Genomic DNA, 20,658 nt, shown 5'->3' on the forward strand with positions numbered 1-20,658 from the left:
CCCAGACATGCTGACGAAAGTGCTTCCGCTGACGGAGGCGGCCGGTGAGGCGCATGAGCAAAGTCCGCTCATGCCGCACACGGCCGAGGTTATTTTCGGCTTCGTCTTCCTGATCCTGCTGGCCATTGCCTTCGCGAAGGTCGTCGTACCCAAGTTCGAGAAGGCGTATGCCGACCGGACCGCGGCGATCGAAGGCGGTATGAACGAGGCCAAGCAGGCGCAGGCCGAGGCGAAGGCCGCGCTCGAGAAGTACAACGCGCAGCTGGCCGAGGCCCGCCAGGAGGCGGCCCGGATCCGTGAGGACGCCCGCGAGCAGGGTGCGGTCATCATCGCGGAGATGCGCGAGCAGGCGAATGCCGAGGCGGAGCGCATCGTGACCCACGCGCGCACGCAGATCGAGGCGGAGCGTACGCAGGCCGTCGCGCAGTTGCGCAGCGAGGTGGGCGCGGTTGCCACCCAGCTGGCGGGGCGCATCGTCGGTGAGTCGCTCGAGGACGAGGCGCGCCAGCGTCGTACGGTCGAGCGCTTCCTGGCCGAGCTGGAGTCGCAGGAGTCCGCCGCTCAGGCCGTCGGAACGGAGCGCTGATGCGGGGCGCATCGCGGGAGTCGCTCGCCCGGGCCCTCGAGGCCCTGGCGGGTAGCACCGTCACGGAGCAGCTGGGCGCCGAACTGTTCTCGGTCGTCACGCTGCTCGACTCCAACGGATCGCTGCGCCGCGCGCTGACCGACCCGGCCCGCCCGACGGCGGTCCGGACCGGGCTGGCCGACCAGCTGCTCCGCGGCAAGATCTCCGACACCGCGCTGGCCCTGGTGCTGGCCGCGGTCGAGGGCCGGTGGAGCAGCAGCCGTGACCTCGGCGATGCGCTCGAGAAGCTGAGCGTGGACGCCGATGTGGCGTACGCCGATGGGCAGGGCAACCTCGACGAGCTCGAGGACCAGTTGTTCCGGCTCGAGCGCATCATCGCGGCCGAGCGGGCGCTTGCCGCGAAGCTCGGCGACCGCGGTATTCCCTTGGCCCAGCGCCAGGAGCTGATCCGCGGTCTGCTGGCCGGCAAGGCCGACTCGACCACCGTCCGGCTCGCCGAGCGCGCCGTGGCCGGTCGTGGCCTCAGCCTCGCGGCCGCGTTGCGGTCGCAGCAGACGGCTGCCGCGGCTCGGCGCAGCGCGCGCATCGCCACCGTCCGGGTGGCGAGCGACCTGTCCGAGGCCGAGCGCAACCGGCTCGCCGAGGCACTCGGCCGTCAGTACGGCCGGCTGATCCAGCTGAACGTCATCGTGGACCCGTCCGTTGTGGGCGGCGTCCGGGTGGACATCGGCGACGACGTGATCGACGGAACCATCGCGGCACGGCTCGACGAGGCGTCTCGGCGCATCGCGGGTTAACCCTCACTGACTGATTAAAAAGGCGCTGAGGGTGGTGCTGGTTACCAAAACCCCAGAGCCACCACGAAGCCAAGGAAGCAGGGACGGAAGATAATGGCGGAGCTCACGATCAGGCCGGAGGAAATCCGGGATGCCCTGGATCGCTTCGTCTCCAGCTATGAGCCGGAGACGGCGACCCGCGAAGAGGTCGGCACGGTTGTCGACGCCGGTGACGGCATCGCCCACGTAGAGGGCCTGCCCTCGGTGATGGCGAACGAGCTGCTGCAGTTCGAGGACGGTACCCGCGGTATCGCACTGAACCTCGACGTGCGCGACATCGGTGTCGTCGTCCTCGGTGAGTTCGACAAGATCGAGGAAGGCCAGCAGGTCCGCCGGACCGGCGAGGTCCTCTCGGTTCCGGTCGGCGAGGGCTACCTGGGCCGTGTCGTGGACGCGATGGGCACCCCCATCGACGGCCTCGGCGAGATCCAGAACATCGAGGGCAACCGCGCCCTCGAGCTGCAGGCCGCCGGCGTGATGGACCGTCAAGAGGTCCGTCAGCCGATGCAGACCGGTATCAAGGCCATCGACGCGATGACCCCGATCGGCCGTGGCCAGCGTCAGCTGATCATCGGCGACCGGAAGACCGGCAAGACCGCGATCGCGATCGACACGATCATCAACCAGAAGGAGTTCTGGGCGACCGGCGACCCGGAGAAGCAGGTTCGCTGCATCTACGTCGCCATCGGCCAGAAGGGCTCCACGATCGCCGCCGTCAAGGGCGCGCTCGAAGAGGCCGGCGCGATGGAGTACACCACCATCGTGGCCTCCCCGGCGTCCGACCCGGCCGGCTTCAAGTACGTCGCGCCGTACACCGGTTCGGCCATCGGCCAGCACTGGATGTACCAGGGCAAGCACGTCCTGATCGTGTTCGACGACCTGACCAAGCAGGCCGAGGCCTACCGGTCGATGTCGCTGCTGCTGCGCCGCCCGCCGGGCCGTGAGGCCTACCCGGGTGACGTCTTCTACCTGCACAGCCGTCTGCTCGAGCGTTGCGCGAAGCTGTCGAACGAGCTGGGCGCGGGCTCGATGACCGGTCTGCCGATCATCGAGACCAAGGCCAACGACGTCTCGGCCTTCATCCCGACCAACGTCATCTCGATCACCGACGGCCAGATCTTCCTGCAGTCGGACCTCTTCAACGCCAACCAGCGTCCCGCGATCGACGTCGGTGTGTCGGTCTCCCGTGTTGGTGGTGCCGCCCAGGTCAAGGGTATGAAGAGCGTTTCCGGCACGCTGAAGCTGGACCTCGCGCAGTACCGCGCCATGGAGGCGTTCGCGATGTTCGCGTCCGACCTGGACGCCACCTCGCGCCGCCAGCTGGACCGTGGTCAGCGTCTGGTCGAGCTGCTCCGCCAGCCGCAGTACTCGCCGTACCCGGTCGAGGACCAGACCGTCTCGATCTGGTCCGGTACCACCGGCAAGTTCGACGACGTACCGGTTCAGGACGTGCTGCGGTTCGAGCGTGAGTTCCTGGACTACCTGCGCCGCTCGGGCGACACCCTGGCCAGCATCCGCGAGTCCGGCAAGTTCGACGACGACCACCAGGCCGCCGTGACGAAGGCGCTGGACGAGTTCAAGAAGACCTTCCAGACGTCCGACGGCAAGCTGCTGGCCGGGCGCGAAGAGGTCGAGTCGCTGGAGCAGGACGACGTCGAGCAGGAGCAGATCGTCCGGCAGAAGCGGGGCTGATCAGCCATGGCAGCAAGTCTCCGTGAACTGAAGCAGCGAAGGTCCTCGGTCACCACGATCAAAAAGATCACCCGGGCCATGGAACTCATCGCCGCGTCGCGGATCGTCAAGGCGCAGCAGCGGGCGCAGGCGGCAGCGCCGTACGCCCGTGAGCTGACCCGAGCGGTATCGGCGGTGGCGACGTTCTCGAACGTCGACCACCCGCTGACCACCGAGAAGGCGGACGCCAAGCGTGCGGCCGTACTGATCCTCACCTCCGACCGCGGTCTGGCCGGGGCCTACTCGTCCAACGTGCTGCGCGAGGGCGAGCGGCTGAATCAGCTGCTCAAGGACGCCGGCCGTGAGGTCGTGCCGTACCTGAGCGGCCGGAAGGCGATCGCGTACTACGGCTTCCGCCGCCGCACCGTGGCGCAGTCGTGGAGCGGTGCGTCGGACAAGCCGTCGTACGACGACGCGAAGGCGATCGCGGACGCGCTGATCGAGGCGTTCCTGACCCCGACCGAGGAAGGTGGCGTGGACGAGATCCACGTCGTCTATACCCGGTTCGTGTCGATGATGACGCAGCGTCCCGAGGTCATCCGGCTGCTGCCGCTGGAGGTCGTCGAAGGAACCGAAGCGCCGGCTGAGGACGAGGTCCTGCCGTTGTACGAGTTCGAGCCGTCCGCCGAGGACGTGCTCGATGGTCTGCTGCCGAAGTACGTCGCCAGCCGGATCCACTTCTGCATGCTGCAGGCGGCGGCCTCCGAGCTGGCCAACCGGCAGCGGGCGATGAAGTCGGCGACGGACAACGCCGACGATCTGATCAAGCGGCTGACGCGCGAGGAGAACCAGGCGCGCCAGGCCGGTATTACCCAGGAAATCAGCGAGATCGTCGGTGGCGCGAACGCGCTCGCCGATGCCAACGCCGGGAGCGAGTGAGAGAGATGACTGCCACAGTTACCGAGAACGCCGACGCCACCACGCCTGGCGTGGGCCGCGTCGCCCGGGTGATCGGCCCGGTCGTCGACATCGAGTTCCCCGCGGACGCGATGCCCGAGATGTACAACGCGCTCGAGGTGGACATCACCCTGGGTGAGACCACCACGACGATCACGCTCGAGGTCGCGCTGCACGTCGGCGACAACATCGTTCGCGCGATCTCGATGAAGCCGACCGACGGCCTGACCCGTGGTTCGGAGGTGCGCGACACCGGTGAGGCCATCTCCGTGCCGGTCGGTGACGTCACCAAGGGCCGCGTGTGGTCCGTGACCGGCAAGTGCCTGAACCAGGACGAGTCGACGTTCGAGATCACCGAGCGCTGGCCGATCCACCGCAAGGCGCCGTCGTTCGACCAGCTCGAGTCGAAGACCGAGATGCTCGAGACCGGTATCAAGGTCCTCGACCTGCTCACCCCGTACGTCCAGGGTGGCAAGATCGGCCTGTTCGGTGGTGCCGGTGTCGGCAAGACCGTCATGATCCAGGAAATGATCTACCGGATCGCCCACAACTTCGGTGGCACCTCGGTGTTCGCCGGTGTTGGTGAGCGCACCCGTGAGGGCAACGACCTGATCAACGAGATGGAAGAGGCCGGCGTCTTCAAGGACACCGCGCTGGTCTTCGGTCAGATGGACGAGCCGCCGGGCACGCGTCTTCGCGTCGCGCTGTCGGCGCTGACCATGGCGGAGTACTTCCGCGATGTGCAGAAGCAGGACGTGCTGCTCTTCATCGACAACATCTTCCGCTTCACCCAGGCCGGTTCGGAGGTGTCGACCCTGCTGGGCCGGATGCCTTCGGCCGTGGGTTACCAGCCCAACCTGGCGGACGAGATGGGCGTGCTGCAGGAGCGGATCACGTCGACTCGTGGTCACTCGATCACCTCGATGCAGGCGATCTACGTGCCCGCGGACGACTACACCGACCCGGCGCCGGCGACCACCTTCGCCCACCTGGACGCGACCACCGAGCTTTCGCGTGTGATCGCCTCGCGTGGTCTGTACCCGGCCGTCGACCCGCTGACCTCCACGTCGCGGATCCTCGACCCGCAGTACGTCGGCCAGGAACACTACGACGTGGCCGTCCGGGTGAAGCAGATCCTGCAGAAGAACAAGGAACTGCAGGACATCATCGCCATCCTGGGTGTCGACGAGCTGTCCGAAGAGGACAAGATCATCGTCTCCCGTGCGCGCCGGATCGAGCAGTTCCTGTCGCAGAACACGTACATGGCGGAGAAGTTCACCAACGTGCCGGGTTCGACGGTGCCGCTGAAGGACACCATCGAGTCCTTCAAGAAGATCACCGAGGGCGAGTGCGACCACATCGCGGAGCAGGCGTTCTTCAACGTCGGTAGCCTCGATGACGTCGAGCGTCGTTGGGCAGAGCTCCAGAAGGAAGCCTGATGGCTGAGGACAACACCCCGAAGCACCTCGAGGTCGCGCTGGTCGCGGCCGAGCGGACCGTGTGGTCGGGCGAGGCGACGATCGTCATCGCCCGCACCACCGACGGCGATGTCGGCATCCTGCCGGGTCACGCGCCGCTGCTGGGCCTGCTGCAGGGTGGCACCGTTCAGGTGCGGACCACCGACGACGAGTACTTCGTCGCCGCCGCACCCGAGGGGTTCATCTCGGTCGCGAACAACCGGGTTTCGATTCTCGCGGAGCACGCCGAAATGGCCCACGAGATCGACCTGGAAGAGGCTCGGCACGACCTCGAACGGGCTCGTGCCGCGGGTACGAACGACGAGGCGCACGCCGAACATGTGCGACTCGCCGAAGCCCGAGTGAGGGCCGCCGAGTCGGCGTCCTGATCCGACCTGCCATAATTGAATATCGTCACAGTCAGTACTGCTCGGGGCCGGTGCCGAACAAGGTGCACCAGGAAGAGGTCGGCAAGATATGAGGACAGTCCTCGATGTCGTCGGGGTCTGCCTGCTTGCCGCAGTACTGCTGCTGGTTGCTTTCGCGTGCCGCCGTCGCTTGATCTCAAGGGACGGCGGCACGTTCGATTGCAGCCTGCAACTGGCTGAGAAGGACCACGGCCGCGGCTGGGCCCTCGGCCTCGCGCGGTACGTCGGCGACGAACTCCAGTGGTTCCGCGTCTTCAGCCTGGCCTGGTGGCCGAAGCTGACGGTCAACCGCCGCCAGTTGCAGGGCGTACAGACCCGCCGCCCGATCGGTAACGAGCCACTGGTCACATATGCCGGCCACGTGATCGTCGACGCCGAACTGAAGGACAAGACCGTTCACTTCGCGATGACCGAAGAGGCTCTCACCGGCGTGCTCGCCTGGATGGAGTCAGCACCTCCTGGTACGACGGCCACCTACCGCTAGTTTCTTCCCGCAACGAGTAGTCGCGTCTGGGCGGTAGAAGCCGGGTGCCCTTGGCGCGGGTGACTAAGGTCGGACCATGACGGCGATTCTGCTCGAACTGGACCTGACCCGCGGTGTCCTGACGGCACCACCCGCCAGCCCCGTGGCGGCCTTCCGCGCCCGGCATCTGCCGACGCTGCGCGACCTGGTCACCTCCCTGCGCAAGGCCGCTAGCGACGAACAAGTGCTCGGCCTCGTCGCGCACGTGGGCGGCCCAGCGCTGACGTTGGCGCAGACGCAGGAGCTGCGCGATGCCGTACTGGCGTTCCGGGCCTCGGGGAAGAAGGCCGTCGCCTGGACCGAGTCCTTCGGCGAGGTTGGCGCCGGCACCGTGCCGTACTACCTGGCCAGCGGATTCGACGAGATCTGGGTCCAGCCGTCCGGGGATGTTGGTATCACTGGTGTTTCGGTGCAGGCGACGTTCCTCCGCGGCGCGCTGGACAAGGCGGGCGTGGTCCCGCAGTTCGGGAAGCGCCACGAGTTCAAGACGGCGGCCGACACCTTCACCGAGAAGGAGATGACCGGTCCCGCCAAGGAGATGGCCTCGCGCCTGGCCGCCTCCGCGTACGAGCAGATCATCGACGGAATCGCCTCCGCGCGACGGCTCGAGCCCAGCGTCGTACGGGAGCTGGTGGATCGTGCTCCGCTTGCGGCGGCCGACGCGGAACAAGCCGGGCTCGTGGACCGCCTTGGCTACCGATCCGACGTGTACGACGCCCTCAAGGCGCGGCTGGGTGAGACCACCCTGCTGCTCGCGGAGCGGTACGTACGGCGCAGGCCTCGCTCGCTGCAGGAGAACCTCCCGTGGCCTAAGAAGCCGGTAGTCGCCGTAGTTCAGGTGACGGGCGGTATCACCGTCGGCCGGAACAAGGGCGCCGGGCTGTTCGGAGGGCCTGGTACTGGCTCAGACACGATTGGCGCGGCTCTACGCGCCGTCGGGGAGGACAAGGACGTCCGGGCCGTCGTACTGCGTATCGACAGCCCAGGCGGCTCGTACGTCGCCTCCGACGCAATCCGCCACGAGGTGCTCCGCCTGCGTGCCACGGGCAAACCCGTCGTAGCCTCTATGGCCAGCGTCGCGGCCTCCGGCGGGTACTACGTGGCGATGCCGGCCGACGTGGTTGTAGCCCAGCCGGGAACGATCACCGGCTCAATCGGTGTACTAGCGGGCAAGGGCGTACTACGCGACGCGCTCGGGCGGCTCGGTATCACCTCGGAGGGCGTGTCCGAGGGGCAGAACGCGCGGATGTTCTCGGCGCAGGAGGAGTTCACGCCGGACCAGTGGGCCCGGCTGGAGGAAACCCTCGACCGGATCTACGCCGATTTCGTCGCGAAAGCCGCCGAGGACCGGGGGATGACCTTCAACGCCTTGGAGAAGCTCGCCCGTGGCCGAGTCTGGACCGGTGCCGACGCCCACTCCCACAACCTGGTGGACGAGCTGGGCGGTCTAGAACGCGCCCTGGAACTGGCCTGCCAAAAAGCCGGCCTCGACCGCGACGACATCACCGTAAGCGCCCGCCCCCACAAGTCCTTCCTGGACCAACTCAAGCCCCCAACCACCACCGAAGACCTGGCCATCCGCTCCCAAGCCTGGCTCCCCACCCTCGACGGCCTAACCACCACCGCCTACGCCGCCCTAGCCCTCCCCCCAACCGGCCTCCTAACCATGCCCATAACCTGGAACCTCCAGTAGGAGGTCAATACACGCTCGCGTGCTGTCTTTGGCGGAGGCGCGTCGACAAGATCGCGGTTAAATCTTCCCAATTTGCCTCAGGAGTGGCAAGCTTCCTCCGGCATGGGCCTCACGGCCCGGACCTTTCTGCTCACGTTGAGTGCCGTTGTGTCCACTGGGGGGACCACATGCCTGTTTTGCGTCGTATCGCCGCCTGCCTACTGATCGTTCCGTCGCTTCTGATGGCCGGTACGCCCGGCGCCGCGGGAGCCGGTCCAGGCGCACCGTCGCCAACGCCCAGTGCCAGACCTTCGGAGTCGAAGGCTCGCCCGGATGCTGTCGTCACCGACCGCGCGACGAGCTACGACCACCGATTCGCCGGGCTACCAGCGGCCGAACAAGCGGCGATTCAGATCACGCCGGGGATTCCGCAGCGGACCGTCGCTCAAGGGGAGGTGATCCTCGACAAAACATCACGGTTACCCAGGGTGCGTCGGATGTCTTAGCCATCGCGCGAGCGGCGACCGCCTATGGCGCCATCCGGGTGGACGACATCCTGACCGTGCAGGTCACGCACCAGGACGGTTCCACGGTCAGCAAGACCCGTGACTTCAGCGACGGCTGCATCGGCTGGGTGACTCCGGCGGGCCCGCTGAACCTCTCGGGCGTGCTGGAGCCAGGTAACAACACGGTGCGCTTCATCCTGCGGGACGGCTGCGGCGGCTTCGCCAGTGCGGACCCGATGTACGTCGTTCCAGTGACAACCAAGATCTCCAATCTCTCGATCTTGGGATCCGGTTGCGATCTCTGTGCCAAGAATCCGACGGTGTCCCGCGGATACCCGGTCAACACGGCAACCGGCAACGAGACCAAGGCCGTCACAGATCTGCAGCTGGCCGGTCCGGGCACAGCGTTCCTGTTGCTGCGCAGTTACAACTCCGCCAGTGATCACGTCGGCGCTTTCGGCCGAGGCTGGAACCACGCCTATGAAGGTCGATTGGTGGTTGCCGAGCAAGGCGCGAAGATCACCTACGTCGGAATCGATGGACAGCAGGCGGGTTACACGCGTGCGGCGGACGGTTCCTACACACCGGGCACGGGGGTGGAGGCTGAGCTGAAGAAGCTCACCGACGGGACCTATGAACTGCAGCAGCCCAATCACAGCGTCGCCCGGTTCTCCGCAGACGGACTCCTCCAGTCCTTGCTCGACCAATCGGGCGTGGGCTTGCAGTTGGCACATGCGAACGGCTTGCTCTCGACGGTCACAGATGCGGCAGGCCGAGTCGTTCGCTTCACCCACAATGCTGATGGGCGCTTGGAGAACGTCGAACTTCCGGACGGCCGGTCAGTGGGTTACACCTACACGAATGGACTGCTGACGGGAGTGAGGGATGTCCGGGGCGGTGACACCGTGTACGCCTACGACGCCGGTGGCCGCCTTACTCGCGCGACCGACCCGCTGGCGCGTTCTGTTGTCAACGAGTACGACACTGCTGGCCGCGTCATCAAACAAACCGACCCGCGCGGGAAGGTGACGCAGTACATCTACGACCCGCTCCTTGGCACGACGACTATCAGGCCGGACGGCGGTAAGTGGACCGATCACTACCTGGGAAATGTGCTGATCGGGACCTCGGACGCGCAAGGCGGGCACACCTCCTTCGGGTACGACGCGAATCTGAACATGACGTCGACCACGGATCCGCGCGGCAACACGACGACCATGACGTACGACGCGCGCGGGAACATGCTGACCCGGACAGGACCCGCTCCGCTGTCGTACGTCGAGCGCTGGACGTACGACGCCGCCGACAACGTCCTGACCTCGACCGATGCCCGGGGCAAGGTCACCGGTTATACCTACGACACGGCGAATCGGCCTACCAAGAAGGTCCTCCCGGACTCGACCAGCAACCTCTTCACCTACACGGACTTGGGTCAGCTCAAGACGCGGACCACCGGTCGCGGTGAGATCTGGACGAACAACTACGACGGCGCCGGCAACCTCATCTCGACCGTCTCACCGCTTGGTCACACCACCTCAATGACGTACGACGGCAGTGGACGACTGCTCGGCCGGACGGATCCGCGCGGCACGGTTCAGGGCCAACCGTCCGAGCCGTATACGACCACCAACACCTATAACGCGGCGGACCAGATCACCTCGGTCAAGCAGCCGGATGGTTCCGTGACGACGACCGGATATGACGCCGTCGGCAACGTGATCTCCGAACAGGTCGCGGCGGCCGATGGCGCGATCCAGAGGTCCGAGGCGTTCCGGTACGACCAGGAGGACCGCCTGCTCGAGGTCAAGAACCGTGACCGTGTGACGCTCACCCTGACGTACGACAACGCGGGCAACAAGGCCTCCTCGACCGACGCCACCGGGGCGAAGACGACCTTCCGCCACGACCGTGTCGGCCGGTTGAGCGGCATGACGACTCCGCGCGGCAACGTGGCCGGCGCCAACGCCGAGGAATTCACGTGGGACTACCAATACGACGCCAACGGCAACAAGACCCGCGAGTTTCCGCCGACCGGGGGCTACCAGGAATTCGTCTATGACGTCATCAACAGGACCTCATCGCGGCGCAGCACACTCGGCTATCGGACGACCTACGGCTACGACGGCAACGGAAACATCTGGACCGTAACCGACCACACCGGGCAGGTCACCAACTACGGATATGACGCGGTCGGGCGGCTGGTCTCGGAGGCGCCGCCGGGACTGCAGCCGGTCAAATACACGTACGACGCCGACGGCGCGCGCCTGAGCGCCACTTCCCCGAGCGGCGCCTCCGTGACGAAGTGGACCTATGACGCGGACGGGCGTCAGATCACCCAGACGGATCCCCGGGGGAACGCCACCGGCGCAATACCGGCGGATTACACGACGACCTATGGGTATGACGCTGCGGGCAACCAGTTGACGCTCAAGGACAAGCTCGGGCGAATCACGAGCAAGACTTACGACGGTCGCAATAACCTGCTCAGCCAGCGGGATCCGCGCGGCAACGTCACCACCTTCGTCTACGACGCGCTGCAGCGTCCGACCTCCGTGACGTCGCCGGTAGGCGCTCAGACGACGTACGTTTATGACGATTTCGGTGATCTGGTCGAGCGGCGCAATGCCAAGGGTGCGGTCACCAAGTACGGCTACAACCCTCGCGGGGAGCTCATCTCGACCGTAGATCCCCTGGACCGCAAGCAGACGTTCGGATACGACCCGGACGGCAACGTCGCGGAGATCGTCAAGGCTCGCGGCCATGCGTCTGGTGATCTCGCCACCTGGACGATTCGGCAGTCGTACGACGCGCGTGGTCTGCGCACTGCGGTGACAACCGCCGCGGCTGCGTCGAGTTCCACCTTTGGCTACGACACCGACGGTCGGATGACCTCTCTCAAGGACGTCACGGGGACGACCACCCAAACCTGGAATAGCCTGAACCAGCTGACGGATGTCATTCATCCGCAGGGCAATCATGTATACACGTACACCTCCTTCGGGGCGGTTGCGTCGCGTACCTATCCCGGTGGCGGCAAAGCGGACTATGGCTATGACGCGGACGGCCGGGTCAAATCGATGGCCGCCTATGGCCAGACGACATCCTTTGCCTACGACCTCGACGACAACCTCACGAGCGCGACCTACCCCGCCGCCAGTGGATACGTGGAGACCAGGACCTACGACCGAGTCGGTGACATCTCGTCGATCCGCAGTCAGAAGGCCGGAGTTGCCACCCCTCTTAGCCGCTACGACTATGTGCGGGACGAGGTCGGCAATCCCACCTCGATCAAGCGCACGCGGGGTGCCGCCGTCTACAACGAGGCATTCGAGTACGACGAGGCGAACCGCCTGACCAAGAACTGCGTCGAAGCGACCAGTTGTGCGTCAGCGACCAAGCACATTTCGTACGGCTACGACGCGGTCAGCAACCGGCTGTCGGAAGCTCGCGTCGGCGTGCCGAACCCCGGCACGATCACCACCACCTTCGACGCGGCCGATCAGATCGTGACACGGACGAACCAGGCAGGCGCTGTCTCGCAGTTGACCTACAACGCAGACGGCATGGTGCAGAACGGCCGTGAGTGGGATGTGCTCGGACGACTGACCAAGCTTGGCGGCTCCACGTTCACCTATGACGCGATGGACCTCCGACGAACGGTGCAGAGCGCGGCCGGCACGAAGAAGATGTCGTGGGACATCAATAACGAACTGCCCCTGCTGAACGTGGTCTGGCAGGCGGACGGCAGCTACTGGCGTTATCGCTACACGCCCGACGGTATGCCCATGTACGTCGAGCATCCATACAAGGCCTACCCGATGTCGCTGATGATGCACGACAACATGGGCACGGTCACCGACACTGTCGACCAGGACGGCGGCGCCCGGTGGCGGTATGCCTACGAGGCCTTCGGCGTCCGCACCGCCACGGAGAAGTTGCAAACGGTCGCCGAAGACCCGCAGTTCGGCTTCACCGGCGCCTACCTGGAGTCGACCACCGGCGAGTACCACCTCCGCGCCCGCGACTACAACCTCTGGGGAACCTTCTCCGCCCCCGACCCCGTCCAGCCGGCCGTTGGCGATCCCTACGTCTCCGCCTACGCCTACGCCAACCAACGCCCGACCGTGCTCAGGGACCCCAGCGGGATGACTCCCGAAGGACTGGGTGACTTCTGGCACGCCGTCCGTCAGGGCGAAACTTGGAAGAACCTCGGCGTGGGAATGGGTGGCGGCGCCATCCAGCTGCAGTCGCAGGTGTTGCCTGGCGCTCAGCAGCTCAACACGCTTTCCGGGCTCGCCTTTGGACAGGATGGGCCAAGCCTTTACTACGGACTGACAAACCGCGCCTTCGGCACCGACGGAACCGAAACCTCTACCCGAGTAGGCGAATTCTTAACCCCAATGCCTGGTGGGACGGGCGTCGTGGCGTGTGCGCGGCTGGGCAAACTAGCTTCACGAGCAGCAGACGATGGAGGATGGCTCGCGACGCGTCTGGCGACAAGGAATGAGCGCGGCGCCGTCAGTTGGGGACGAGGGGGGCAGAAGTTGTCGCCCGACGAGGCCGCGGGGGGCCATGCACACTCGACTTTCCGGCGTGGCGCTGACGGCACCATTACTCACTACGTTGAATGGACTCCCAACCCGCGAAGCCCGCGAGGCTACGATATTGCGAAACGCTACGACGGTGTAGGTGGCAGTCACTTCGATAAATCTACTGGGGTCCGAATCCCGACGCCCCACGTTCAAGGGTCAGGGGGCGTCCGTCCTGCCGAGCCATGGGAGATTCCACGATGAGTGACTCTGCTCTCGACTTTCTGGTGAGTTGGTTCGCGACTCACTGTGACGGCGACTGGGAGCACGACCTTGGGATCCGGATCGAGACCCTCGACAACCCGGGCTGGGCGTTGGACATCCGTATCGAGGACACCGAATTGCAGGGTGTGGTCACGGACTGGCAGCGCACGGAAGAGAGCCCTGATCAGTGGGTTCACTGGCGATCCACTGGTGTGGCGTTCGAAGCGCGATGTGGCCCGCGAGATCTCAGCAGAGCACTCGCGGCATTCCAGAGTTTCGCCGAACGGCGCGGCAGCGACCGGCTCTAACTATGGCCGGTTGGAGCAACTCGCCATAGGACGGCTGATCGCCTTGCGACGACGCGTGGTCGGCCGGCCTAGCTCAGTCGGTTGGCGGGGGGTCGGCTGGCTTGGTTTCGGGCTGTGGGGCGGTTGTGGAGGCGCCGGGGATCCAGAGGACGTCGCCGCCGGAGGAGAGGTTGGCTACTCGGGCGAGGATGAAGAGGAGGTCGGAGAGCCGGTTGAGGTAGGTGATGGCCAGCAGGTTGATGGAGGGGCCGTGGGTTTCGACGGCGAGCCAGCCGGCGCGTTCGGCTCGGCGTACGACGCAGCGGGCCACGTTGAGGTGGGCCGCGCCGACGGAACCGCCCGGCAGGACGAACGAGCGGAGCTTGGTGAGGCGGTTGTTGTAGTCGTCGCACCAGCCTTCCAGGCGGTCGACGTACTCCTGGGTGATGCGCAGCGGCGGGTACTCCGGGTTGGGCACGATCGGCGTGCACAGGTCGGCGCCGACGTCGAAGAGGTCGTTCTGGATCTTGGTCAGCAGCACGACGATGGCGCTGTTGAGGTGACCGGCGGCGATCGCCACACCGATCGAGGAATTGGCCTCGTCGACCTCGCCGTACGCCGCCAGGCGCGGATCGGTCTTCGTGGTCTTGCTCATGTCGCCCAGGCGGGTCTCGCCGGCGTCACCGGTCCGGGTATAGATCCGCGTCAAGTTCACAGCCATGGCAAGGCACTCTACGCAGCCCCGCAACCGCCTACCGACTAGTGCCCTGAGTCAGAGATACGCGACTCATCTCCGGCGCCCAGGCACGCACCTCGCGGCGTTGTCGTCGGATCACAATCGAAAAGGATTGCTCCCCTCCTCCGCCTTGCGATGCACGCACCTGACCACCGGACCTGAGTCGCGTATCTCTGACTCAGGGCACTAGAGTCAGATGGTGGAACGGTTCCGAATCGCGGGTGAGGCACGGCTGTCCGGCTCGGTCGAGGTGGCTGGTGCGAAAAACAGCGTGCTGAAGCTGATGGCGCTGGCACTGCTGGCGGAGGGTACGACGACCCTGCGGCAGGTGCCGGCCATTCTCGATGTCACCTTCATGGCGCAGCTGCTCGACACCCTCGGGTGCTCGGTCAAGGTCGACACAGACGCTGGTACGGCGACCATCGCGGTGCCGGGCGAGATCGGCCACCAGTGCGACTACGAACTGGTCCGGAAGCTGCGGGCCTCCATCTCCGTACTCGGGCCGTTGCTCGCCCGGTGTGGTCAGGCCGAGGTCGCGCTGCCGGGTGGCGACAACATCGGTTCGCGCGGGCTCAATATGCATGTGGCCGGGCTCGAGGCGATGGGCGCGAAGGTGCACATCGAGCACGGGTTCGTCGTCGCTGAGGCGCCGCACGGTTTGCACGGCGCCGAGGTCTGGCTGGACTTCCCCAGCGTCGGGGCCACCGAGACGATCATGATGGCGGCGGTGCTGGCCAAGGGCACGACCGTGATCGAGAACGCGGCGCGCGAGCCCGACGTCCAGGACATCGCCACCATGCTGGTCGAGATGGGCGCGCAGATCGAGGGCATCGGCACCTCCCGGGTCGAGGTGACCGGGGTGAGTGGTCTGCTCCAGCCGGTCGATCACACCGTCGTACCGGACCGCATCGTGGCGGGCAGTTGGGCCTTCGCGGCCGCCATCACCAAGGGTGACGTGACCGTACTGAACGCGCACGCCGAACACCTGGAACTACCGCTGGACAAGCTCCAGAAGGCGGGTGCGGAGATCACCGTGCTGCCCGAGGGCTTCCGCGTGGTCATGAACGATCGGCCGAAGCCGGTCGACGTGGTCACGCTTCCGTACCCGGGCTTTCCGACGGACCTGCAGGCCTTCGTGATCGCCATGAACGCGGTCAGCGACGGAGCCGCGATGGTCACGGAGAACCTCTTCGAAGGACGTTTCACCTTCGCCCAGGAGCTCACCCGGCTCGGCGCGCACGTTCAGACCGACGGGCACCACGCGGTGATCCGCGGCGTACCGCGCCTTTCAGGTGCTCCGGTTGTGGCGAGTGACATCCGCGCGGGCGCGGCCCTGGTGATCGCGGGCCTCGCGGCCGAGGGCGAAACCCTGGTTTCCGCCGCGCACCACGTCCACCGCGGCTACACCGACTTCGCCGGCAACCTCCGCCGCCTCGGCGCGGATGTCACTGTGGAGCCGGACGACTCCGAACTGTTCTGGCACTAGCCGGCGTCAGTTGAGGTGACGGGAGAAGAACCTCAGCGCGCTGTCCAGCTCGTACGCCGGAACCTCCCCGTGCTTGCCGGGGTTGGCGTGCAGGGCCTTCTCGGCTGAGCCCAGGGCATCGAACAGCGCCAAGCCCTGGTCCCGCGGTACTCGCTCGTCGTTCCACTGGACTAGGAACTCCACCGGCACGGTGATTCGCGCCGCGTCCTCGGGTGAGGCCAGGTCCCCGCACAGGCCTAGCACCGTCGCGCGAACCCGAGGGTCTGCGGCAACAAACGGAACACCGAGACCGCATCCCAGCGAGAGGCCCCAGTAGCCCACCGGACCGGCGCCAACGTGCTCAAGCTGCTGTACCGCGTCCAGGACCGCCTGCCACTCCACGACGGTTCGGCGCGCTACGAGCGTCCGGAAGTCTGCAAACAGCTGAGCCGATTCCTGGCCGGTCTCCACGCGAGCCTGTTCTTCGGTCGCGAGCCGATCGAAGTCCTCGTCCCTTGGCCGGTCTCCATGACCGAGCACATCCACCGCCACCACCGCGAAGCCGCCCTCGGCCACAAAACGACGCGCACGATCCACTACGCCCGGGCCCAACTTGTGCTCCCCGCCGCCGTGGCCAATGAAAATCACGGGCCGAGTACGGACGGCCCCGGCCGGCGTCCACAGCGCGCCCGGAATCTCGCCAAGGCTAAAGAGCTGCTCGCGGACCCCGTCGTACCACGCCTCAGAGGTAAATCGCATAGCCCCCAGGCCCTTCAGAACGCCGACGAGCTATCGAGGACCGCGATCCACTCGTCTTCGTATGTGTCGAGGTTCGGTAGCCGCCAAGACTCGCCGGGGCGGGCCTCGTGGAACCGGAAGGTGCCGTTGGTTCGGCTGGTGGCGACGATGCAACGTACGGCGGTTGGCTCGGGAAGTTCTCTTGCCAGCCGGACGACCGCCATGGCCAGGCCCATTCCTTGCCTGAGCATGACGAGTTGATCGGCCTCGGAGATCAACGGCAGGTCATCCGCCCAGCCGATGTCGACCGGCACCATGTCGTCGAGGTGGAAGCTGTTCACCGCGCACTCCCAGCCGGTCAGGTCGGGGAAATCCCCGCGCGACCAGTGTTCCTGCCGCGAGAGGGCTGCGAACACCAAGATCTCCTGATGGCGAGTGAGTCCCGCCGCGACCATGCCCTGGAGCTTCGGCGTCAGCTCCGACGGCGCGACTCCCGCACCGAATGCGCCAGGTCCGAGCGCCGCGGCGGTGGCGTCGCTCAGTTGAAGAGTCAGCACTGTTAGAGGGGTTTGAAGCTGGTGATGGTTAGGGAGAGGTCGGCGGCTTCGTCGGAGGCTTCTAGGTCGACGGAGGCGGAGATTCGCCAGTCGTGGTTGCCCTCTGGGTCCTCGATGATCTGCTGGACCTCCCAGTAGCCCGGGTGTTCCTCAACCAGGAAGAAGTTCGGACCACGAGCGGACGGGCCTGTGCCGACGACGGCGTGTTCCGCGTAATACGCCGTACCGGCGTCGGCCCAGCGTGCTGCGTCCCAGCCGGCTTCCGAGTCGAGTGCGCCGAGTTCGGCCCAGCGGTGCAACGCGACGAGCTCCACCCGGCGGAACATCGCATTGCGGACCAGAACCCGGAAAGCCCTGGTATTCAACGTAATCCGGCGTGGGCCGAGCGGGACCGGAATAGCCTCCGGTAGGTCCGTAGACGGGTTGGTGAGCTCTTCCCACTCGTCGAGCAGGCTGGAGTCCGTCTGGCGTACTACCTCGCCGAGCCACTCGATCAGGTCGGTGAGCTCTTCCGTGTGCTGATGCGGCGGTACGGTCTGGCGAAGCGCCTTGTACGCGTCACTGAGATAACGCAGTACGACGCCTTCGGACCGCGCCAGCTGGTAGTACGCGATGAACTCGCCAAAGGTCATCGCCCGTTCGAACATGTCCCGTACGACGCTCTTCGGCGACAACCCGGCCTCAGCGATCCAAGGGTGGGTCACGCGGTACATGTCGAGTGTTGCCGTCAGCAACTCCTCCAACGGCTTCGGCCAGCTGATCTCCTCGAGCAGCTCCATCCGCTCTTCGTACTCGATGCCGTCGGACTTCATCAGCTGAACGGCCTCGCCCTTGGCGTGGTGCAGCTGCGCCATCAGGATCGCGCGTGGATCCTCCAGCGTCGCCTCGACCACCGAGACCACGTCCAGCGCGTACGTCGGGCTCTCCGGGTCGAGCAGGTCCAGGGCCGCGAGGGCGAAGGTGGACAGCGGCTGGTTCAGCGAGAAGTCCTTCTGCAGGTCAACCGTGAGCCGGAGGGTGCGGCCGTTCTCGTCGGGCTCGTCCAGCCGTTCGACCACGCCCGCGGTGAGCAGGGTGCGGTAGATCTGGATCGCCCGGCGGATCAACCGAAGCTGGGCCTTCGAGTCCTCGTGGTTGTCCTGCAGCAGGTGCCGCATGCTCGCGAACGCGTCGCCGTCGCGGGCGATCACGTTCAGCAGCATCGAGTGGCTGACACGCATCCGCGACTGCAGCGGTTCCGGCTCGGCCGCGACCAGCCGGTCGAACGTTTCCTCGCTCCAGGTGACGAACCCCTCCGGCGGCTTCTTGCGCTGGATCTTCTTGATCTTCTTCGGGTCGTCGCCTGCCTTGCCGAGGGCCCGGACGTTCTCGATGACGTGATCCGGCGCCTCAACGACGACCGTGCCGGAGGTGTCGTACCCGGCACGGCCGGCTCGTCCCGCGATCTGGTGGAACTCTCGCGCCTTCAGGATTCGCTGGCGGCGGCCGTCGTACTTGCTCAGGGCGGTCAGCAGTACCGACCGGATCGGTACGTTGATGCCGACGCCGAGGGTGTCCGTGCCGCAGATGACCTTCAGCAGGCCGGCCTGCGCCAGCTGCTCGACCAGGCGGCGGTACTTCGGCAGCATGCCCGCGTGATGTACGCCGATGCCGTGCCGGACCAGCCGCTGCAGGGTCTTGCCGAAGCCCGGGCTGAACCGGAAGTGCCCGATCAGCTCGGAGATCTTCTCCTTCTCCTCGCGAGTGCAGACGTTGATGCTCGTCAGCGCCTGGGCTCGTTCGAGCGCCGAGGCCTGGGTGAAGTGCACGACGTACACGGGCGCCTGCTGGGTGCGCAGCAGGTCTTCCAGCGTCTCGTGCAACGGCGTGGTCACGTACTTGTAGACCAGCGGCACCGGACGGTCGGCGGAGCTGATGATCGACGTCGGGCGGCTGGTACGCCGGGACAGGTCGATCTTGAAGCGCTCGACGTCTCCGAGCGTCGCGGACATCAGAATGAACTGCGCGTTCGGCAGTTCGAGCAGCGGCACCTGCCAGGCCCAGCCGCGATCCGGCTCGGAGTAGAAGTGGAACTCGTCCATCACCACCTGGCCGACGTCGGCGTTGGCGCCTTCGCGCAGTGCGACGTTGGCCAGCACCTCCGCGGTACAGCAGATGATCGGCGCACCCGCGTTGACCGACGCGTCACCGGTGAGCATGCCGACCTGGGAGGCGCCGAAGATGTCACACAGCGCGAAGAACTTCTCCGACACCAGGGCCTTGATCGGCGCGGTGTAGAAGCTGCGCCTGCCAGCGGCCAACGCGGCGAAGTGCGAACCGGTGGCCACGAGGCTCTTGCCCGAACCGGTCGGGGTGGACAGGATCACGTTCGAGCCGGTCATCACCTCGATCAGCGCCTCTTCCTGCGCCGGGTACAGCGAGATGCCCTGCTCGCCAACCCACACGGAGAAGGCGTCGTACAGAGCGTCGGCGTCGGTGCTGCCAGGAAGGCGTTCGGTGAGTGTCATCGCCGTCCATCTTCGCTTATCGGGCCAACGGATCCCGACTCAGGCTTCGAGCGCGGCTACGAGGAGAGCCGGGTCGGCGCTTACAGGCCAGTCGGAGACCTGCCCGTCGCCAAGCTCCACCACCCGCATTACACCGTCCGTACGACGTACCAGGTCCACCGTGACGAAGGGCAGGGTTAGACCGGCTACAAGCGGTTCCAGCTCTAGTACGTCGAACTGAGGCGTCTCGTCGGGCGTATCGGGATGAGCCGTCACAAGTACGCACCGCCCGCCAATCCACCAGGTACGAGCCTCGGCCCCGGCGAAGGCCTCAAATTGGCGTAACACCAGTCCACCGGCAAACGAGTCGTCCCGTAGCTCCAGGAACCGCGAGACCACTCGGCGTACTGCGGGCCGGTCGGCGAGGTCCGGGATGTACGCCGCCTCGTGCCAGTAGTGCTTCATCGACTTCACGTAATCCCGCAGTACGGCGGGCCCGTCGCCTAGGCGGTCGCAGAGGGCGTCAAGGTCTTCCGGAGGTCCCCAGGCGGATAACGGTGTCACCCCGGCAAGAGCGTCGTACCACCCGGGAAGTTCGTGGGCCTGCCGGTAGTCCTCCGAAGACGTTCGCAGGGTTGTACCGCGCGTAGCGAGGGCCCGGGCCATTCCGTCGTACTGGCCGGAGGTCATCATCCAGCCCCGGTAGACGGCGTCCTCCGAGGAAGGAACGCCACGGACGGCTTCGGCGTATTCACCGCGCACTACCGCGTCGTGGTCAATCCGCGCCACCTGAGCGGCCGCGGCGGCTTGAGGCTGGAAGTGCGGGTCCACTTTGCGCGGGTTGAGCGGGTCCGACGGTACGAGCAGCAGCATCCCGTGATTCTCCCGGAGGCTAGTGCTGCCCGTCGCGGGAATTACGGCCGCCACTGGTCCCAACGTGTGGAACCAGTGGCGGCGGAG

At 66.1% G+C, this 20,658-nt stretch carries 16 protein-coding genes; 11 read left to right on the plus strand and 5 right to left on the minus strand.

What is annotated here, in order from left to right; translation table 11 throughout:
• The first annotated feature begins 7 nt into the window (after positions 1-7).
• From ACFFGN_RS22115 to ACFFGN_RS22160, 10 genes are all read left to right on the plus strand, one after another.
• A complete protein-coding gene (locus ACFFGN_RS22115; protein WP_380050790.1) occupies positions 8-586 on the plus strand; it encodes a F0F1 ATP synthase subunit B in 579 nt (192 codons plus the stop codon).
• Positions 586-1,383, plus strand: coding sequence for a F0F1 ATP synthase subunit delta (locus ACFFGN_RS22120; protein WP_380050791.1), 798 nt, complete (start codon positions 586-588; stop codon positions 1,381-1,383). Before ACFFGN_RS22115 ends, ACFFGN_RS22120 begins: the two co-directional genes overlap by 1 nt.
• A 93-nt stretch (positions 1,384-1,476) precedes the next feature.
• A complete protein-coding gene (gene atpA, locus ACFFGN_RS22125) occupies positions 1,477-3,114 on the plus strand; it encodes a F0F1 ATP synthase subunit alpha (RefSeq protein WP_380050792.1) in 1,638 nt (545 codons plus the stop codon).
• 6 nt (positions 3,115-3,120) lie between these two features.
• The gene (locus ACFFGN_RS22130) at positions 3,121-4,032 is read left to right on the plus strand and encodes a F0F1 ATP synthase subunit gamma (protein ID WP_380050793.1); all 912 of its coding nucleotides are present in this window, start codon (positions 3,121-3,123) and stop codon (positions 4,030-4,032) included.
• A 5-nt stretch (positions 4,033-4,037) separates the two neighbouring features.
• Positions 4,038-5,489 (plus strand): F0F1 ATP synthase subunit beta, encoded by a 1,452-nt coding sequence (gene atpD, locus ACFFGN_RS22135; protein ID WP_380050794.1) that lies wholly within the window; start codon positions 4,038-4,040, stop codon positions 5,487-5,489.
• Entirely contained in the window at positions 5,489-5,896 is a 408-nt protein-coding gene (locus tag ACFFGN_RS22140; protein WP_380050795.1) for a F0F1 ATP synthase subunit epsilon, read from the plus strand. The genes atpD and ACFFGN_RS22140 overlap by 1 nt, the downstream gene beginning before the upstream one ends.
• Positions 5,897-5,984: 88 nt before the next feature.
• Positions 5,985-6,419, plus strand: a complete 435-nt coding sequence (locus ACFFGN_RS22145) for a DUF2550 domain-containing protein (protein WP_380050796.1) — start codon at positions 5,985-5,987, stop codon at positions 6,417-6,419.
• A 76-nt stretch (positions 6,420-6,495) separates the two neighbouring features.
• Positions 6,496-8,151 carry a signal peptide peptidase SppA gene (gene sppA / locus ACFFGN_RS22150; protein WP_380050797.1) on the plus strand — a complete coding sequence of 552 codons (1,656 nt, stop codon included), beginning with the start codon at positions 6,496-6,498 and terminating at the stop codon, positions 8,149-8,151.
• Between the two features lie 523 nt (positions 8,152-8,674).
• Positions 8,675-13,429 carry a DUF6531 domain-containing protein gene (locus tag ACFFGN_RS22155; protein WP_380050799.1) on the plus strand — a complete coding sequence of 1,585 codons (4,755 nt, stop codon included), beginning with the start codon at positions 8,675-8,677 and terminating at the stop codon, positions 13,427-13,429.
• Positions 13,426-13,737, plus strand: coding sequence for an Imm53 family immunity protein (locus tag ACFFGN_RS22160; protein ID WP_380050801.1), 312 nt, complete (start codon positions 13,426-13,428; stop codon positions 13,735-13,737). Before ACFFGN_RS22155 ends, ACFFGN_RS22160 begins: the two co-directional genes overlap by 4 nt.
• 73 nt (positions 13,738-13,810) lie before the next feature.
• On the opposite strand, the gene ACFFGN_RS22165 is transcribed toward ACFFGN_RS22160, so the two are convergent.
• On the minus strand, positions 13,811-14,437 hold the full coding sequence (locus tag ACFFGN_RS22165) for a cob(I)yrinic acid a,c-diamide adenosyltransferase (RefSeq protein WP_380050803.1): 627 nt from the start codon (positions 14,435-14,437) through the stop codon (positions 13,811-13,813).
• Positions 14,438-14,648: 211 nt separating this feature from the next.
• On the opposite strand from ACFFGN_RS22165, the gene murA reads away from it, so the two are divergent.
• Positions 14,649-15,938 (plus strand): UDP-N-acetylglucosamine 1-carboxyvinyltransferase, encoded by a 1,290-nt coding sequence (gene murA, locus ACFFGN_RS22170; RefSeq protein WP_380050805.1) that lies wholly within the window; start codon positions 14,649-14,651, stop codon positions 15,936-15,938.
• A 6-nt stretch (positions 15,939-15,944) separates the two neighbouring features.
• Here the strand turns inward: murA and ACFFGN_RS22175 are convergent, their stop codons facing one another.
• From ACFFGN_RS22175 to ACFFGN_RS22190, 4 genes are read right to left on the minus strand one after another with little or no spacing between them, the layout of a single operon-like run.
• Positions 15,945-16,676 carry a dienelactone hydrolase family protein gene (locus ACFFGN_RS22175; RefSeq protein WP_380050807.1) on the minus strand — a complete coding sequence of 244 codons (732 nt, stop codon included), beginning with the start codon at positions 16,674-16,676 and terminating at the stop codon, positions 15,945-15,947.
• Positions 16,677-16,690: 14 nt separating this feature from the next.
• The gene (locus tag ACFFGN_RS22180; protein ID WP_380050809.1) at positions 16,691-17,212 is read right to left on the minus strand and encodes a PM0498 family protein; all 522 of its coding nucleotides are present in this window, start codon (positions 17,210-17,212) and stop codon (positions 16,691-16,693) included.
• 2 nt (positions 17,213-17,214) lie between these two features.
• Entirely contained in the window at positions 17,215-19,719 is a 2,505-nt protein-coding gene (locus ACFFGN_RS22185) for a DEAD/DEAH box helicase (RefSeq protein ID WP_380050811.1), read from the minus strand.
• Positions 19,720-19,758: 39 nt separating this feature from the next.
• The gene (locus tag ACFFGN_RS22190; RefSeq protein WP_380050813.1) at positions 19,759-20,571 is read right to left on the minus strand and encodes an ATP-grasp domain-containing protein; all 813 of its coding nucleotides are present in this window, start codon (positions 20,569-20,571) and stop codon (positions 19,759-19,761) included.
• Positions 20,572-20,658: the final 87 nt, after the last annotated feature.

This window comes from Kribbella deserti (assembly GCF_042434725.1).
Lineage (GTDB): Bacteria > Actinomycetota > Actinomycetes > Propionibacteriales > Kribbellaceae > Kribbella > Kribbella deserti.

Excerpts from the sequence above, each read along its gene's own strand:
- murA (WP_380050805.1), top strand. The coding sequence starts at position 14,649 with ATGGTGGAACGGTTCCGAATCGCGGGTGAGGCACGGCTGTCCGGCTCG.
- atpD (WP_380050794.1), top strand. The coding sequence starts at position 4,038 with ATGACTGCCACAGTTACCGAGAACGCCGACGCCACCACGCCTGGCGTG.
- ACFFGN_RS22130 (WP_380050793.1), top strand. The coding sequence starts at position 3,121 with ATGGCAGCAAGTCTCCGTGAACTGAAGCAGCGAAGGTCCTCGGTCACC.
- ACFFGN_RS22145 (WP_380050796.1), top strand. The coding sequence starts at position 5,985 with ATGAGGACAGTCCTCGATGTCGTCGGGGTCTGCCTGCTTGCCGCAGTA.
- ACFFGN_RS22120 (WP_380050791.1), top strand. The coding sequence starts at position 586 with ATGCGGGGCGCATCGCGGGAGTCGCTCGCCCGGGCCCTCGAGGCCCTG.
- atpA (WP_380050792.1), top strand. The coding sequence starts at position 1,477 with ATGGCGGAGCTCACGATCAGGCCGGAGGAAATCCGGGATGCCCTGGAT.
- ACFFGN_RS22185 (WP_380050811.1), bottom strand. The coding sequence starts at position 19,719 with ATGACACTCACCGAACGCCTTCCTGGCAGCACCGACGCCGACGCTCTG.
- ACFFGN_RS22175 (WP_380050807.1), bottom strand. The coding sequence starts at position 16,676 with ATGCGATTTACCTCTGAGGCGTGGTACGACGGGGTCCGCGAGCAGCTC.
- ACFFGN_RS22140 (WP_380050795.1), top strand. The coding sequence starts at position 5,489 with ATGGCTGAGGACAACACCCCGAAGCACCTCGAGGTCGCGCTGGTCGCG.
- ACFFGN_RS22160 (WP_380050801.1), top strand. The coding sequence starts at position 13,426 with ATGAGTGACTCTGCTCTCGACTTTCTGGTGAGTTGGTTCGCGACTCAC.
- ACFFGN_RS22115 (WP_380050790.1), top strand. The coding sequence starts at position 8 with ATGCTGACGAAAGTGCTTCCGCTGACGGAGGCGGCCGGTGAGGCGCAT.
- ACFFGN_RS22165 (WP_380050803.1), bottom strand. The coding sequence starts at position 14,437 with ATGGCTGTGAACTTGACGCGGATCTATACCCGGACCGGTGACGCCGGC.
- ACFFGN_RS22190 (WP_380050813.1), bottom strand. The coding sequence starts at position 20,571 with ATGCTGCTGCTCGTACCGTCGGACCCGCTCAACCCGCGCAAAGTGGAC.
- sppA (WP_380050797.1), top strand. The coding sequence starts at position 6,496 with ATGACGGCGATTCTGCTCGAACTGGACCTGACCCGCGGTGTCCTGACG.